The organism is Rothia sp. 11254D007BW (genome assembly GCF_053548195.1).
On sequence record NZ_JBPWPK010000001.1, the window covers coordinates 1472946 to 1488107 of the forward strand.

Here is a 15162-nt window from a genome sequence, read left to right on the forward strand (position 1 = left end):
GTCAGGGACCCTCCACCGGGGCAGGCTGTTTTCAGCCTGCCCCGGTGTCTATCTGTGACGATATACTTGGGGAAGTCTTTCTTTCCCCTACCGGCGGCACTTTGCGTTTCCGTGCGCGCCGGTTTATCTGTTTCAACCTCGTAAGGAGAGTTATGGAAACCAACAAGCAAAAGCAGGACCTGGCCGCTAAGGCCGAGCGTGCAGCGGCAGGTGAAGACCTGACCGCCCCCGTCCCCGAAAAATTCCACCGCCAACCCTACTCGTTCGTCCGCCGCGGTGACCGCCTGACCGCCCGCCGTCAGAAGGCCTGGGATACCTACGCCCCCACCCACGTCCTTGACCTGCCCCGCAACATCGGCGATACCTCGGTTGCTGAGGGTGCGGTCTTTGATCAGCAGGCCCTCTACGGACGCGTTGACGCGCCCCTGGTCGTTGAAATCGGCTCAGGTCTGGGCGAAGCCATCGTCAACCGCGCGACCCAGGTACCAGAGGCCAACTTCCTGGCTGTTGAGGTCTACACCCCCGGCATCGCTGACCTACTGCTGAAAATGGGCCAGGCCGGAGTTGAGAACGTGCGTGTTGCCCAGGCTAATGCACCCGAGCTGCTGGATAACCTGCTCGAAGAATCCTCGGTGGATGAGCTATGGGTCTTCTTCCCCGACCCCTGGCACAAGGCCCGCCACCACAAGCGTCGTCTGGTTTCCCCCGCCTTTGCAGATAAGGTAGCCCGGGTACTCAAGCCCGGCGGTACCTGGCGTTTGGCTACCGACTGGGAGGAATACGCCCTGGTCATGCGCGAGGTACTCGATGCCCACCCCGATTTCACCAATGCCCACGCCGGGGAGAATACCAGCGAGGACGACCCCGTCGGCGGCTGGGCGCCTCGTTGGGAGGGACGCGTCGTCACCAGCTTCGAACGCAAGGCTGGCGAGGCCGGACGTCGCGCCCACGACCTAACCTATATTCGTCGCTAGAACTTACGCTAGGTAGATACAATAGGCGGATACCCGCTATCACACATGTGTGGCTGCGGGTACCCGCCTGTTTTTATGCGGTGAGGGTCTTCTTATTGACCGGTTTTCTCGTAGGAATCAACCGCTCCGGGGTGCCCCTGCATAAAGGCATCAATCTCTGTTTTGGAGGCGGTGAGCTTGGGATCGTTGGCCAGGTAGTACTTGGTTTCTCGAGCGATCAGTCCCGACATAAGGAGCAGGCCAATCAGGTTGGGGATGGCCATGAGTCCGTTGGCGATGTCTGAGAAGGTCCAGGCTACGGTCAGTTCCATGGTGCAGCCGAAGTAGACAATGACTGCAAAGAAAAGACGGTAGGGGGTGACGCCCCGGCGACCAAAGAGCCTTTCGATGCTGCGTTCGCCGTAGTAGGCCCAGCCCAGAATGGTGGAGTAGGCAAAGAGCACCAGGCCGATGGTCACGATCCAGCTGCCGGCGGGCCCAATCACCGACGCGAAGGCCTGGCTGGTCATCACGGAAGCAGACATTTGCTCGCCGGTTGCAGGGTCACTGGCGTGCCAGATACCGGTAACAACCAATACCAGGCCGGTGCAGGAGACCACGATGATGGTGTCGATAAAGGTCTGGGTCATCGATACCATGCCCTGGCGCACCGGGTGGGTGGTTTGAGCAGCTGATGCGGCGATAGCGGCAGAGCCCATGCCGGATTCGTTGGAGAAAATACCTCGGGCCACGCCGTACTGTACGGCGTACATGAGGGTGGAACCCACAAAGCCGCCGACCGCTGATGAGCCGGTGAAGGCGTCCGCAAAAATCTGGCCGAAGGCCTCGGGCAGGTCAGCGGCGTGCACACCCAGAATATAGAGGGCCCCGCCCACATAGAAGAGGATCATAACCGGCACAAAGGCGCTGGTCACCCGCCCGATAGATTTGATACCGCCCATCAGCACGAAAAGGGTGATAAGGGCTAGCACGATGCCGGTGAGGGCTGCGGGCAGGTGGAAGGTGTCTTCAAGGTTGTGGGCGATGGAGTTGCCCTGGGCGGTATTGCCGATGCCGAAGGACGCCAGCACGGCGGCTACTGCGAAGAAGAGGGCTAGGAATTTACCCAGGGGGCCTTTGATACCGCGCTGGAGGTAGTACTGGGGACCGCCGGAGACTTCCCCCTTGGCATCTGTGGTGCGGTAGCGCACGCCCAGGAAGGCCTCGGAGTACTTGGAGGCCATACCGAAAATAGCGGTGACCCACATCCAGAAGAGGGCGCCGGGGCCACCGATAGAAATCGCGGTGGCAACGCCGACGATATTACCGGTGCCCACCGTCGCGGCGAGGGCGGTGGTGAGGGACTGGAACTGGGAGATGTCGCCGCCGGTAGCACCGTCGTCCTTGCGTTCGAAGAAGGCTAGACGGTTAGCGACGAGTAGTTTGGTGAGCTGGATAAAGCCCAGCCGCACCGTCAGGTAGATACCGGTGCCAAGAAGCAGCGGTATGAGCACAAAAGGTCCCCAGATGAGGGAGCTTATAGCGCTCAAGACGTCTTGAAAGGTCATGTGGTGTCCTTGATACAGGTCGCTGCGGGCGAGGGAGCGCCGCAGCTGCGTGATGAATAAGGACGCCCCGCCGCAGGCGTGTGCACTGCGGTGGGGCGCCATTCAACTATAGCGAGTCAAGAACAGGAAGACCTATATCGTCTTACCCTGTGTACCTGCTGACTAGCCGGTATTCTCTACACCTTACTGGCGGCGTCCTTACTGCGCCTCGGCCAGCAGTTCACGCACACGCGGCATCACCTTGGTGCCGTAGAGCTCAATAGAACTCATGGAGTGCTCGTGAGCCAGAGCTCCGTTGGAGAACTTAAGATCAAAGCGGTTGATTCCCAGCTTCTGAGCGGTATCGGCAATTTTTTGCGCGACGGTTTCGGGCGAACCTACATATAGGGCGCCGTGTTCAATTTCGTGCTCAAATTCGCGCTCCCCCGCCGGGCCCCAGCCGCGCTCAGCGCCAATTTTATTACGGTTGGCAATCCAGTGCTCGCGTAGCTGCTTGCGAGCTTCTTCGTCGGTATCGGCGATGTGGCCGGGTGAGTGCACAGCAATGGGCAGGGTTCCGTTGCCCAGCTGCTCGTTGGCTCGGCGGTAGAGGTCGGTGTAGGGCTTGAAGCGCTCAGCCGGTCCGCCAATGATAGCGAGCATGAGCGGGGTTTTGTACTGGGCCGCGCGGGCAACAGATTCCGGGCTGCCACCAACAGCCAACCAGTGCTTGAGGATTCCCTCGGTCTTGGGGTAAATCTCCTGGTTCTCCAGGGGTTCACGATTGCCGGGGTTCCAGTTGAGGGGCTCCTGGGTGATGATTTTGGTGAAGAGGTCGAACTTCTCGGAAAAGAGGGAGTTGTAGTCTTCAAGCTTGTAGCCGAAGAGGGGGAAGGACTCGGTGAAGGAGCCACGGCCCAGTACAGCTTCGGCGCGGCCGTTGCTGAGGGCGTTGATAGTGGCGAAGCGCTGGTAGACGCGGATGGGGTCGTCGGAGGAGAGGACGGTGACGGCCGAGCCCAGGTGGATGCGGTCGGTGGTGGTGGCTAGCCCCGCCAGGATGGTGTCGGGGGCGCTGACGGCATAGTCAGGACGGTGGTGCTCACCTATGCCGAAGAAGTCGACGCCTACGCGGTCAGCGAGCTGGCCCTGCTCTAGGACGTTGCGAATCACCTGAGCGTGGTGCAGGCGGTTGCCTGCCAGGTCGGCGGTGGTGTCGCCGAAGGTGTCTAGCCCCATCTGAAAGGCGGTGTTATCAACGCTGGGCAGGCTGGGGCGCAGGTCGGGGGCGGTGCTGATGCTGGTCATTTCGTTTACCTTTCGGTGCTGTGTTGATCGTTTACAGGAGGTTCAACACCAGCCTACATTACTTTATTCCGAAAGTTTTTTGTGGCGCTGTGGTTAGCCATGTCTTGAATGTAGCGATAGTTGCCATCAGCGCGAATCTCTTTCGCGCAGATGGCAACCATCGTTACAGTCAGGGTCTAGGGGTCGGGTTTAGCGCGGCCGGTAGAGCACCACAGCCTGGGAGGTCTGGCGGGCCGCCGGACGCTTGCCCCGGGCCAGGTGCACAGCCCCACCTGAGGTTCCGGCAGCGAACACGCGGGAGCCGTCCTGCAGACGATTGCGCAGGGCCTCATTTTCAGCTTGCAGCTCGCGCATGCGGGCCCTCTGGGCCTCCACCTGGTTCTCGAGCTGCATAATGCGCTTAATACCCTCGAGGGAGACACCGGACTGGGAAAGTTCCTGAATCTCCTGGAGTTTCTGCACGTCGCGCTCGGAGTAGCGGCGGGCCCGCCCCGGTGCACGCTGGGGCTGCACCAGCCCTAGCCGGTCGTACTGGCGCAGGGTCTGCGGGTGCATACCGGCCAGTTCGGCAGCTACAGAGATAACGAAGACCGGGCGGTCAGATTCGAGAGCCATTCTTAGTCACCAGCTTTCCTCAGCAGGTCCTCACGGGGGTTGGCCTGGGGCGCAACCGCGAAGAAGGCGTCGAGAGCTGCCTCAGCTTCGGGTGTGAGGTTGGTGGGCAGCTGCACCTCAGGGATGACCAGCATATCGCCGGTGCCCTTCTTGGTCACGAAGCCGCGGCCCTTAGCGCGAAGTTTACGCCCGGCCGGTGAACCGGCAGCCAGGCGGAGTTTGACGCTCCCACCGTCGAGGGTGGGGGCTTCAATGACGCCGCCCCTAACGGCCTCTTCCAGGGTGACGGGTACACGCACGAGCAGGTTATCGCCCTCGCGGTCAAAAACGGGGTGAGAATCTACGCGGACGGTGACGATCAGGTCCCCTGCCCCACCGGCGCCGGGGTGCCCCTTGCCTCGGGCACGGATTTTCTGGCCGTCCTTGACGCCACGCGGCAGGCGCACCTGGGTCTGGGAGCCACCGGGGCGGAACACCGAGACCTCAGCACCGTCGTAGGCCTGCTGAATGGTGATGCGGGCGCTGGTGGTGGCGTCCTCGCCCCTGGGGGCTGAGAAGCCACCGCCGGGGAAGCCACCCGCGCCGTCAGGGAAACCGCCGGCGGAGCGTCCGGCCCTGCCAAAGCCACCGCCACCGAACATGCCTCCGAGCAGGTCTTCAATGTTGATGCCGCCAGCGCCACCGCCGGGGAAGCCACCAGCACCACCGGGGAACCCGCCCGGGAAGCCGCCGCCCGCCCCGCCGAAGCCGGCTGCACCGTACTTACGGATCTGGTCGTACTCTTCCTTCTGCTTGGGGTCTGAGAGCACATCGTAGGCCTCTGAGACCTCCTTGAACTTCTTCTCAGCAGCCTCGTCGCCGGGGTTCTGGTCGGGGTGGTACTTGCGGGCCAGCTTGCGGTAGGCCTTCTTGATATCTGCCTCGGAGGAATCCTCGGCTACGCCTAGTACCTTATAAAAATCTTGATGGAGCCAGTTTTCGCTCGCCATATGCCTCTCCTTCCGAGGTAGATCGTGTCTCTTTTAGGGGTGATGGTGATAGAAGGGGCGGGCACCTAGCCTGACGTATCAGGCCGGGTGCCCGCCCGCGTCCCTTATTCTGCTACCGCTACGGCTACCTGGGCGGTGCGGACCACGCGATCCTTCACCTTGTAACCATTGCGCAGGACCATGGAGACTGAGTCAGGCTCAACCTCGCTGGTGGGCTGCTGCAGTACAGCCTCGTGCACCTGGGGGTTGAAGGGTTCGCCGACCTCGCCGAATCGCTCAAGGCCCTGCTTGGTCAGGGTTTCTTCGAGCTTATTGGCAATCGCGGCGAAGGGGCCTTCTTCAAGGTCGCCGTGCTTGCGGGCGGCATCGATATCGTCGATGACGGGCAGCAGGGCGGCAACCAGGTCGGCGATAACAAAATCGCGCAGCTGGTCCTTTTCCTTGGCGGTGCGGTTCTTGTAGTTGGTGAACTCGGCCTGAAGGCGGCGCAGATCCTCAAGACGCTCGGCGGCCAGGGCCGCATCAGCGCTATCGGTTGCCTCTGCGCTATCGCCGGCCTCGGCTGCGGCAGATTCCTCACCTGCCGCAGCGTCAGCAGCTACACCTTCGGGCTCGGGGTGGCCTTCAGCAGCCGGGGCGGCGAAGGCTTCCTCCAGAGGGTCGGTACCCTCGGGCTGGTTGTCGACGGGCTCGTTGGTGTTCTCAGCCATGATTAGTTCTTCTTCTCGTCTTCTTCATCGATTACTTCGGCGTCAACAACGTCGTCGTCTTCAGCCTTGGCGCCTTCACCGGCTGCAGCATCTGCCTGAGCCTGGGCGTAGAGAGCCTCACCCAGCTTGGTCTGAGATGCCTGCAGCTTCTCGAAAGCGGCCTTGACGGCGTCATCGTCTTCACCTTCAAGGGCAGCCTTCAGGGCGTCAACGTCGGCCTGAACCTCGGTCTTGACGTCCTCGGGCAGCTTCTCACCGTTGTCCTTGATGAGCTTCTCGATGGAGTAGGCGGTGTTCTCAGCAGCGTTGCGGGTCTCGGCTGCCTCGCGGCGGGCCTTGTCCTGCTCGGCGTGAGCCTCGGCGTCCTTGACCATGCGGTCGATGTCTTCCTTGGAGAGGGAGGTGCCGCCGGTGATGGTCATGGACTGCTCGGTGCCGGTGCCCTTGTCCTTAGCGGAGACGTGCACGATGCCGTTGGCATCGATGTCGAAGGTAACTTCGATCTGGGGGACGCCGCGGGGTGCGGGTGCAATGCCGGTCAGCTCAAAGGTGCCCAGGTTCTTGTTGTCGCGGGTGAACTCACGCTCGCCCTGGAAGACCTGAATCGATACTGAGGGCTGGTTGTCTTCAGCGGTGGTGAAGGTTTCGGAACGCTTGGTGGGGATTGCGGTGTTGCGCTCGATCAGCTTGGTCATCACGCCGCCCTTGGTTTCGATACCAAGGGAGAGGGGGGTGACGTCGATGAGCAGGACATCCTTGCGCTCACCCTTCAGCACGCCTGCCTGCAGGGCTGCACCCATAGCAACAACCTCGTCGGGGTTGACGCCCTTGTTGGGCTCGCGACCACCGGAGAGTTCCTTGACGACCTCGGTGACGGCGGGCATACGGGTGGAGCCACCAACCAGCACGATGTGGGCGATGTCTGAAACCTTGACGCCGGCTTCAGCGATTACGTCGTTGAAGGGCTTCTTGGTGCGCTCGATCAGGTCTGCGGTCATGTCCTGGAACTTGGCGCGGGTCAGCTTTTCATCCAGGTGGATGGGGCCCTCGGGGGTGACGGACAGGTACTGCAGGGAGATGTTGGTGGAGGTTGCAGACGACAGTTCCTTCTTGGCCTGTTCTGCTGCTTCACGCAGACGCTGCAGGGCGATCTTGTCCTTGGAGAGGTCAGCGCCGGTCTTGGACTTGACCTGCTCCAGCAGGAAGTCGACGATGCGCTGGTCCCAGTCGTCGCCGCCCAGGCGGTTATCGCCGGAGGTTGCGCGGACCTGGATGGTGGAGAAGCCGTCTTCGTCCTTGCCAACTTCGAGCAGGGAGACGTCGAAGGTGCCGCCACCGAGGTCGAAGACCAGGATCAGTTCGTCTTCGTTACCCTTGTCGAGGCCGTAGGCCAGGGCTGCTGCGGTGGGCTCGTTGACGATACGCAGGACGTTGAGGCCCGCAATTTCGCCGGCTTCCTTGGTGGCCTGACGCTCGGCGTCGTTGAAGTAGGCGGGAACGGTGATGACGGCGTCGGTAACCTTGTCGTTCAGATAGGCTTCAGCGTCACCCTTGAGCTTCATGAGGGTACGGGCTGAGATTTCCTGGGCAGTGTAGGCCTTGCCGTCGATGTCCTGGGTCCAGGTGGTGCCCATGTGGCGCTTGACGGAAGCGATGGTGCGGTCGACGTTGGTGACGGCTTGGCGCTTGGCGACGTCACCGACCAGAACTTCGCCGTCCTTTGAGAATGCGACGACGGAGGGGGTGGTGCGGGCGCCTTCTGCGTTTGCAATGACGGTGGGCTCGCCACCTTCGAGGACTGATACAACTGAGTTGGTAGTACCGAGGTCAATACCTACTGCACGTGACATGTTTACTCCTTATGGTTTGGTTATCTGTACATCTTTCAAACAAGTTGAGTCGCATGGGCTCAACTCGTTTGTCTTGATATCTAGTTTGCCATGTTTTGAGCAGAAGTCAACAGAGTTGAGTCAAAAAGACTCAACTTTTTTGCGCAGTTCGAGTTTAAGCTAGTGGGGAGCGGACGGACCCCCGCCCCGCCCTTGCAGGGCAAGGCGGGTGGAGGTGTCCGCACCTTTTAAAACCCTGAAAGTGAACACAAAAAAGTCGGCACCCCGCAACAGCAGGTGCCGACTTGGCAAGGTTGCACTAGACCCCAGTGTAGCCAAGGGGCAATGCACTGCGTTCTAGAACCTACAAAAAGTCCCCCTAGCCCCCAAAGGCACCAGAGAGCACGAGCCCAACCAGGATAGCTATGGCAATGCCGATAGCCAACAGACCGCCGATAAGCAGGCCTGTATTTTTCTTTTTAGGGTCAGCGGGAGGCTGGGGCATAGGGCCGCCGATAAGAGTATCTGGTGCCTGGGTGCCGGGCACGGGTTGTGCAACACCATCAGTAGATGCTGCCTGCCCGGCGGGAGGCAGGTTGGGGTCCGGGGTAGTGGGCTGGTTGGTCATGGGGAATCACATCCTTCGCACATATAGTGTGTGCTAGCTAACTTTACCGATGATAATGGTCAGCTTGGTTATATTTCGTGCGGTGTTTACATTTTCCTGTGCTATCTCTAGGCTTCTTTGCCGTCAGTTTCGAGCTCAGCCCTGAGCGCCCGTTCGTGAACGCAACATGTTGCAGCCACCGCCACATGTGGTGGTGACACCGCCACATTTGGCGGCCAGCGCCACATGTACATGCGTACGGTTGTGGGAAGAAGGTTTTAGGTGAGGTACGCAAAAGCCCCGCAGGTGTGTGGCCTGCGGGGCTTTTGTCATCTCGAAAGAACTCAAGAAACTGAGTGTCTGGTGCTGCTCTTCTCAGTTCACTGCTGTATGAACCGGGCAAACCTTCTTGCCTAAGAGCCACCATCAAGTGTGTGTACCTGTAAGACTATACACAGGTTGCCCTAATTTTTCCGCCTTAGAGCGAACTTTTTGCCACTTTTTATTCAGCTTCTCTGCCCGCCCACCTTTTCCCGAAAGCTTCATGGGAACATAGTGAGCATGTATCGAATCATGACTGTATGCACCGGAAATATCTGCCGCTCCCCCATGGGCGAGTACCTCATCAAGCAGGCTGCCGCCCAAGCCGGGCTCGCCGTAGAGGTCGCCTCCAGCGGCATTTCTAACGAAGAAGAGGGCAACCCCATCGACCGCCGAGCCAAGAAGGTGCTCGATGAGCTCAACATCAATACCGACTCCCACCGAGCCCAGCAGTTCACCCGGGCCGATTTTGACCGCTACGACCTGCTTCTAGCCATGGATACCAACCATTACCGGGCGCTTAAGCGTATGGCCCCTAGCGACGAGGCAGCGGCCAAGGTTAGGCTCATGCGCGAGTTCGACCCGGCTGTCGCAGACCAGCCCCTTGACCGGCTGGGCATCTACGACCCCTGGTACGGCGATATGAGCGACTTCTACGAGACCTTCCAGATGATTCGGGACGCCGTGCCCGGAGTCATCGAGCAGATCCAGACCCACAGCAGTTAGCCTGGGCCGGGTAAGCGGGCAGGGGCGCCCCGGTGCGGTAGCCTGAGGGCAGTAGTTATGGCAAAGGCGAAGGAGGCCGGGGTGCTTGAGCTAACGGGGCTAGATTCGCTCGGTGAGGTGGTGGCGCAGGCCCACCAGCAGGTGCGGGGTGGGCGGCCGCTGCTGGTGGCGATTGACGGACGCAGCGGGTCGGGTAAAACCACCCTGGCTGCTGAGCTGGCTACCTGGTTGAGCAAGCGGGGTATCGTGGCCGAGGTCTTTCATTTAGAAGGCCTCTACCAGGGATGGAGCGGGCTGGCCCAGGCCGTCCTGGTCTGGCAGCAGCTTGCCGAGACAGTGGCGGACGGACGCGCCAGTTCCCCCGAGACTGCCCCGCACTGGTTTGGCTGGGATTGGGGTAGCTCTCAAACAACCGGCCCGCACCCCTTTACCGCTGCCCAGCAGGCGGCGGGCGGCGTGCTCATCGCTGAAGGGGTAGGGGCCCTGACCGGCACCCACGATGTGGGTGTTTTCGTGGAGCTTGATACCGCGCGCCGCAGGCAGCGGGCCCTAGCCCGGGACGGAGAAACCTACCGCCCCTACTGGGACATGTGGGCAGAACAAGAAGCCGACCTGCTGGCAGCCTACGCGAGCGCCTATGCTGGGGCGGGCGTCCGCTATGTTCAGCGGTAGGTCATATTTTTTCATTTCTGCAACATCACATTAGTTTCCCTATCAAATAAGAAACCGGGAGGCGTAGAATGGACGGGTTGAAAACCGCCCCTAAGAGGAAGACCCACCGCCGATGAGCTCAGCCGCCGCACCTAATCGGGGCCTGCCGCCGATTGCAATTATTACCCTGGCGTCACTCACGGCTGTGGGCCCGCTCGCCATTGATATGTACCTGGCAGCGCTCCCGGCTATCGCGGTTGATCTGGGTACCACCACCGCTTACGCCCAGCTCACCCTGACCGCCTTCATGGTGGGTATGGGCACCGGGCAGTTTATCGTGGGGCCGCTTTCTGACAAGACCGGCCGCCGTCTGCCCCTGCTTATCGGCGTAACCCTCTGCACCCTCTCAGCCCTGGTCTGCGTCTTCGCGCCGACTATTGAACTCTTCATCGCGGCCCGTTTCGTGATGGGCTTTACCGGTTCCATCGGCATGGTGCTAGCCCGCGCCATCGTGGCCGACTCCACCAGTGGCCTACAGACCGCCCGCCTCATGGGCATCATGATGATGATTAACGGCATCGCCCCGGTCGCCGCCCCGCTCATCGGCGGCTTCGTGCTAGCTCACGGTACCTGGCGCGATATTTTCAAGGTCATTAGCGTCATTATCGCTATTTCCCTGGTGCTGGTTCTCTTCTTTATCAAGGAGTCCCTACCGGCAGACAAGCGCCGCACCGGCTCCCTGCTCTCAGCCTATGCCGGCATTATCGAGGTGGCCCGAATCCGCCGCTACCGGGGGTTCATGCTGACCATGGTTCTGGCCTTCGGTGCCCTCTTTAGCTATATCTCCGGCTCGCCCTACCTGCTGCAAAACGTCATGGGTCTGAGCGAAACCCACTTCACCTACGTCTTTGGCCTGAACTCCCTGGCTATCGTCCTTGCCTCCACCGTGATGACCTCCCTGGTAGGCAAAGTTGCCCTGCGCAAGCTCCTCGTCGTTGGCACCAGCTCCCTGCTGACCGTCAGCCTGCTCCTGCTGGGCTACTTCCTACTGGGCACCCCCTCGCTTGTTCCCACCATGGTTCTGCTATTTGCCTTCACAGCCTCAGTCGGCATGGTCTTTGGTAACGCCTCAGCCCTGGCCCTGGGCGAAGCCCGCCATATTGCGGGCTCCGCGAGCGCCCTGCTCGGAACCGTACAGGCTCTGATGGGTGGCCTAGCCTCACCCCTGGTTGCCCTGGGCGGCAGCAGCGCCTATCTGCCCATGGCCTGCGCGATGGTGGGGTTTGCAGCCCTCAGCGCTCTGAGCCTGGCCACTACGCCGCGGGCCGAGAGCGATTACGCGATTGACCGACCCAAACCCTAGCGAGTATCTACCCCACCGTTAACCGCGCGCCAGGTAGCCCAGCAGTTCTTCGGTTAGTTCCTTATCGGTGGCCACGGGGGTTCCGTTGAGGTGGGTAACCGGCGCCAGTAGACGCACCGAGGACGCCAGCCACACGGCGTCCGCCTCCAGCAGGTCCTGAGGGTAGAGGGGCCCGTAGCCGAGCTCCCACCCGGCGGCGCGAGCACCCGCAAAGATAGCGCCCTGGGTTGTGCCGGGCAGAATACCGTGGGCCGGTTCGGGAGTGTAGAGCACCTTCTTCTGCCCCTCGGTCTTGGCAACGATCACCGAGGAGGTTGCCCCCTCAAGAATGCGGCGGTCGTCGGTCACCCAGATGGCGTCGTCCGCACCGTGTTTGCCCACATAGCGCAGTACCGACATGTTGATGGCGTAGGAGAGGGTCTTGGCTCCGGCCAGGAGCCAGGGATAGGCAGAGTCTTCGGCCGGGTCGTGGCCGCGCGGCAGGAGCATAGCTCGCACCCCCTGCTCGCGCTGACGCAGAATCGTGGGTGAGGACGGGGCCACGGTCACCCAGGCGTGGGGGCCGGCTTCAACGGTACCGCGAGAGATGATGATTTTGACGGTGTGCTCTTCACCCAGCACGGTCTGGGGCCCCTGGGCAGCGGCGTCGACGGCTAGCTGCACGGCAGCCCGCAGGTTATCTTCAGCGGGCAGGGGCAGGTCGAGTAGGCGGGCGGAACCGGCCAGGCGAGTCAGGTGGGCTTCAAATTTACGGACGCGGCGGTTAGCGGCCAGCATGGTTTCAAAGACGCCGTCGCCACGGGTCAGCCCCTGGTCTTCGATGTTGATGAGGGGGGCGGTGGCGTCAGCCAGCTCACCGGCGGGGTTTTCTTGGGTTAGCATCACAACGGTTGTAGTCATACTTCCAAGCCTAACCCTTAACGCTGATGCTCCCGCGGCAACCTGGCGTTAGGGGCTGCGGGGCGGGAGCACCTGATGCGAGCACCGCGTACGATGCGAGCGTTCTTCGAGCCCTCTGGTCGGAGGCTCGGAGTGGTTGGCCCGAGGTCATCCAGCGTGGGGCCTGGTGACCGGGTACACACTTTCACTCTAACGCGGGCGGTGGGGCTTTCTCAAAGATTTTTGGACTTTTTAGGTCATATTTTTACTGCCACACCCAGGTGAGGGTGCCAGCAAGGCCCGATGTCACGTAGCCGATGATGAGCGTTCCCAGACAGCACAGCAGGAAGGTTGAATCGTCCCTGCTGTAGACGGGAACGCGGGCCCAGGTGCGGGGCCCGGCACCGAAACCACGAGCTTCCATGGTGACAGCCAGGCGGGTGCCCCGTCGGATAGCTTGCACCAGCAGGGCAAAGGTCTGCCCGGCCAGGGTACGGACGCGGCGGAGCAGGGAGTCGCTTGCCCCCAGTCCCCGCGCCCGCCGTGCCTGCCCCAGGGTGTGCCATTCGCTGAACATGAGCCCCAGCAGGCGTAGGGCGGCCAGGGCTGCCAGGACGAAGCGGGCCGGCAGTTTAGCCGTCTGTGCCAGGGAGTCGCCCAGGTGGGTGGGGTCAGTGGTGGTGATAAGCAAGAGGCTGGGCAGAATCAGGGCCAGGCCACGAACCATCAGGGAGATACCCATGGCAAGGGAGTCGGTGGTAATCCAGATAAACCCCACCTGGAGCACCGTCTCCCCCGTTTTATCGGCAATCAGCGAGGTGGACCAGCCGGTGAGCAGGGTGCCAATCAGCAGGGGCCAGAAACGGGCCAACAGGGCGAACGGCTGCACACCCCAGGCTTTGAGCAGGGCCAGTTCAAGAGCAAAGACCACCAGGGCTGTGCCCCAGTCTTTGATGAGCAGCAGCCCTATCGATAGCAGGAAGGTAGCCAGCAGTTTGGTGCCCGCGTTGAGCTTTCCGGCGCGGCTACGGTGGGCAGGGCCTAGCGCGAAAAGGTCAAGAGCCATGGGTAGGTTCCGCTTTCTGCAGGGTCAGGCGCGTACCGCCGAGGGCAGCTACATAGTCTGTATCGTGGGTTACCGAAATAACGGCCAGCCCCCGGTCGAGCAGTTCTTTGATAAGGGTGACGAGCTCGGCCCAGGTAGTGGCGTCCTGCCCAAAGGTAGGTTCATCAAGCACCAGGACCGCCGGTTCGGTGGCCAGGGCTGTAGCTACCGACAGCCGTCGTTTTTCACCGCCCGAGAGGGTAAAGGGGTTAGCGTCAGCCAGGTCGGTAAGGCGCAGGCGGGCAAGGAGCTCATCGGTGCGGGCAGCCAACCGGTCTTCATCAATCTTCTCCTTGCGCACACGGGCCAGGTGCCGGGGGCCAAACTCTAGTTCTGCGCGCACGGTGGGGGCAAGGAACTGTTGCTCCGGCTCCTGGAAGACCAGACCGATGCGGTCGGCTAGCTCGGCAGCGGGCCAGCTAGCGGGGTCGGAGCTACGGTGCCGGGCGGGTAGACCCGCGGTGAGTGCCTCATGGGCGTAGACCTGCCCAGCAGCCGGGTAGATTAGCCCGGCAAGGGTCAGCGCCAGGGTCGACTTCCCGGCACCGTTGGACCCCAAAAGAGCCAGGTGCTCCCCGGAAGAAAGGGTCAGGTTGATTCCACTAGCCAGGGTGGGCAGATCGAGGGTAGGCACCTGCCCCGCGGCGATAGCGCGGGAGCGCTCCTTACGCTGGCGACGGGTAGGTAGCTGCCGGGTTAGGCTCACCTCGCGGGCCTCAAGCAGCGGGGAGGGCTCATCCGTACCCTGCCCGGGGCGGACGTCCGCCCCCACCTTCCTTGCCCGGGGCGGGTGGGGCACATAGCCGGGCGCCCACACCCCACCGGCAATGAGCTGGTCGCGGGCCTGTTCCAGCACCTGCGCAGGCGGGCCGTCGAAGCTGATACCGCCCTGAGCATCGAGCACCAGCACCCTGTCAACGTGCTCTGCCCAAATACCAACCCGGTGTTCAATAACCACCAGGGTAGCTCCCGAAGCGGCAGCGGCGGCCAGGACGGCGTCGCGCACCTCAAGCACACCCGCCGGGTCGAGGTTGGCGGTGGGTTCGTCCAGGAGCAGGGCACCGGGGTGCATAGCCAAGATACCGGCTAAGCCCAGCCTCTGCTTCTGCCCGCCAGAGAGAGCCGAGGTGGAACGGTCAAGGGGTAGGGGACCCAGGCCAACGGCGTCCAGGGCCCACTGCACGCGCCCCCAAATCTCCTCCCGGGGCACGCCCAGGTTCTCAGGCCCGAAGGCCACGTCATCGCCTACCCGCGCCAGTACCACCGAGCTTTCGGGGTCCTGCTGCATGAGCCCGCAGACCCCGCGGGCCTCGGTGGGGGGCTGCCCGTTGACGGTCAGCTGCCCCAGCTGGGTTTGGTCGTCCTCATCAACAAGCAGACCCGCCATGGCGTGCAGCAGAGTCGATTTGCCCGCGCCAGAAGGGCCCACCAGGAGTACCTTCTGTCCCGGGGCAATCTCAAAGTTCAGCCCCGAAAAGGCAGGGGTAGCCCGCCCGGGGTGGTGCCAGCCGAAATTACGGGCCACAAAGCGGGCCCCCTGCTCTATCTGCACGCGCTTG

General features: G+C 62.0%; 14 protein-coding genes. 4 read left to right on the forward strand and 10 right to left on the reverse strand.

Annotated features, from left to right (window positions below; genetic code table 11):
* The first annotated feature begins 152 nt into the window (after positions 1–152).
* On the forward strand, positions 153–974 hold the full coding sequence (trmB, locus tag ACEE43_RS06595; protein WP_431464425.1) for a tRNA (guanosine(46)-N7)-methyltransferase TrmB: 822 nt from the start codon (positions 153–155) through the stop codon (positions 972–974).
* A 92-nt stretch (positions 975–1066) separates the two neighbouring features.
* On the opposite strand, the gene ACEE43_RS06600 is transcribed toward trmB, so the two are convergent.
* From ACEE43_RS06600 to ACEE43_RS06630, 7 genes are all read right to left on the reverse strand, one after another.
* Complete coding sequence (locus tag ACEE43_RS06600) at positions 1067–2521, reverse strand: alanine/glycine:cation symporter family protein (RefSeq protein ID WP_449108045.1); 1455 nt, start codon at positions 2519–2521, stop codon at positions 1067–1069.
* A 198-nt stretch (positions 2522–2719) separates the two neighbouring features.
* Positions 2720–3808 carry an LLM class flavin-dependent oxidoreductase gene (locus tag ACEE43_RS06605; protein ID WP_449108044.1) on the reverse strand — a complete coding sequence of 363 codons (1089 nt, stop codon included), beginning with the start codon at positions 3806–3808 and terminating at the stop codon, positions 2720–2722.
* A 189-nt stretch (positions 3809–3997) separates the two neighbouring features.
* On the reverse strand, positions 3998–4423 hold the full coding sequence (locus ACEE43_RS06610) for a heat shock protein transcriptional repressor HspR (protein WP_449108043.1): 426 nt from the start codon (positions 4421–4423) through the stop codon (positions 3998–4000).
* Positions 4424–4425: 2 nt separating this feature from the next.
* On the reverse strand, positions 4426–5412 hold the full coding sequence (locus tag ACEE43_RS06615) for a DnaJ C-terminal domain-containing protein (protein WP_449108042.1): 987 nt from the start codon (positions 5410–5412) through the stop codon (positions 4426–4428).
* Between the two features lie 104 nt (positions 5413–5516).
* The gene (locus ACEE43_RS06620) at positions 5517–6122 is read right to left on the reverse strand and encodes a nucleotide exchange factor GrpE (protein WP_449108041.1); all 606 of its coding nucleotides are present in this window, start codon (positions 6120–6122) and stop codon (positions 5517–5519) included.
* A 2-nt stretch (positions 6123–6124) separates the two neighbouring features.
* Positions 6125–7972: a molecular chaperone DnaK gene (gene dnaK / locus ACEE43_RS06625; RefSeq protein ID WP_449108040.1), complete on the reverse strand. Its 1848-nt coding sequence runs from the start codon at positions 7970–7972 to the stop codon at positions 6125–6127.
* A gap of 358 nt (positions 7973–8330) precedes the next feature.
* Complete coding sequence (locus ACEE43_RS06630; protein ID WP_449108039.1) at positions 8331–8579, reverse strand: hypothetical protein; 249 nt, start codon at positions 8577–8579, stop codon at positions 8331–8333.
* A 552-nt stretch (positions 8580–9131) separates the two neighbouring features.
* Between ACEE43_RS06630 and ACEE43_RS06635 the strand changes: the two genes are divergently transcribed.
* The 3 genes from ACEE43_RS06635 (at position 9132) to ACEE43_RS06645 (ending at position 11619) form a co-directional block, all read left to right on the forward strand.
* On the forward strand, positions 9132–9605 hold the full coding sequence (locus ACEE43_RS06635) for a low molecular weight protein-tyrosine-phosphatase (RefSeq protein ID WP_449108038.1): 474 nt from the start codon (positions 9132–9134) through the stop codon (positions 9603–9605).
* A 57-nt stretch (positions 9606–9662) separates the two neighbouring features.
* Complete coding sequence (locus ACEE43_RS06640) at positions 9663–10277, forward strand: hypothetical protein (protein WP_449108037.1); 615 nt, start codon at positions 9663–9665, stop codon at positions 10275–10277.
* Between the two features lie 112 nt (positions 10278–10389).
* Positions 10390–11619, forward strand: a complete 1230-nt coding sequence (locus ACEE43_RS06645; RefSeq protein WP_449108036.1) for a multidrug effflux MFS transporter — start codon at positions 10390–10392, stop codon at positions 11617–11619.
* 18 nt (positions 11620–11637) lie between these two features.
* Here ACEE43_RS06645 and ACEE43_RS06650 read toward each other — a convergent pair whose 3' ends face one another.
* From ACEE43_RS06650 to ACEE43_RS06660, 3 genes are all read right to left on the reverse strand, one after another.
* A complete protein-coding gene (locus ACEE43_RS06650) occupies positions 11638–12519 on the reverse strand; it encodes an aminotransferase class IV (protein ID WP_449108035.1) in 882 nt (293 codons plus the stop codon).
* A 244-nt stretch (positions 12520–12763) separates the two neighbouring features.
* A complete protein-coding gene (locus ACEE43_RS06655) occupies positions 12764–13564 on the reverse strand; it encodes an energy-coupling factor transporter transmembrane component T family protein (RefSeq protein ID WP_237187181.1) in 801 nt (266 codons plus the stop codon).
* Positions 13554–15155 (reverse strand): ABC transporter ATP-binding protein, encoded by a 1602-nt coding sequence (locus tag ACEE43_RS06660; protein WP_449108034.1) that lies wholly within the window; start codon positions 15153–15155, stop codon positions 13554–13556. The genes ACEE43_RS06655 and ACEE43_RS06660 overlap by 11 nt, the downstream gene beginning before the upstream one ends.
* Positions 15156–15162 lie beyond the last annotated feature (7 nt).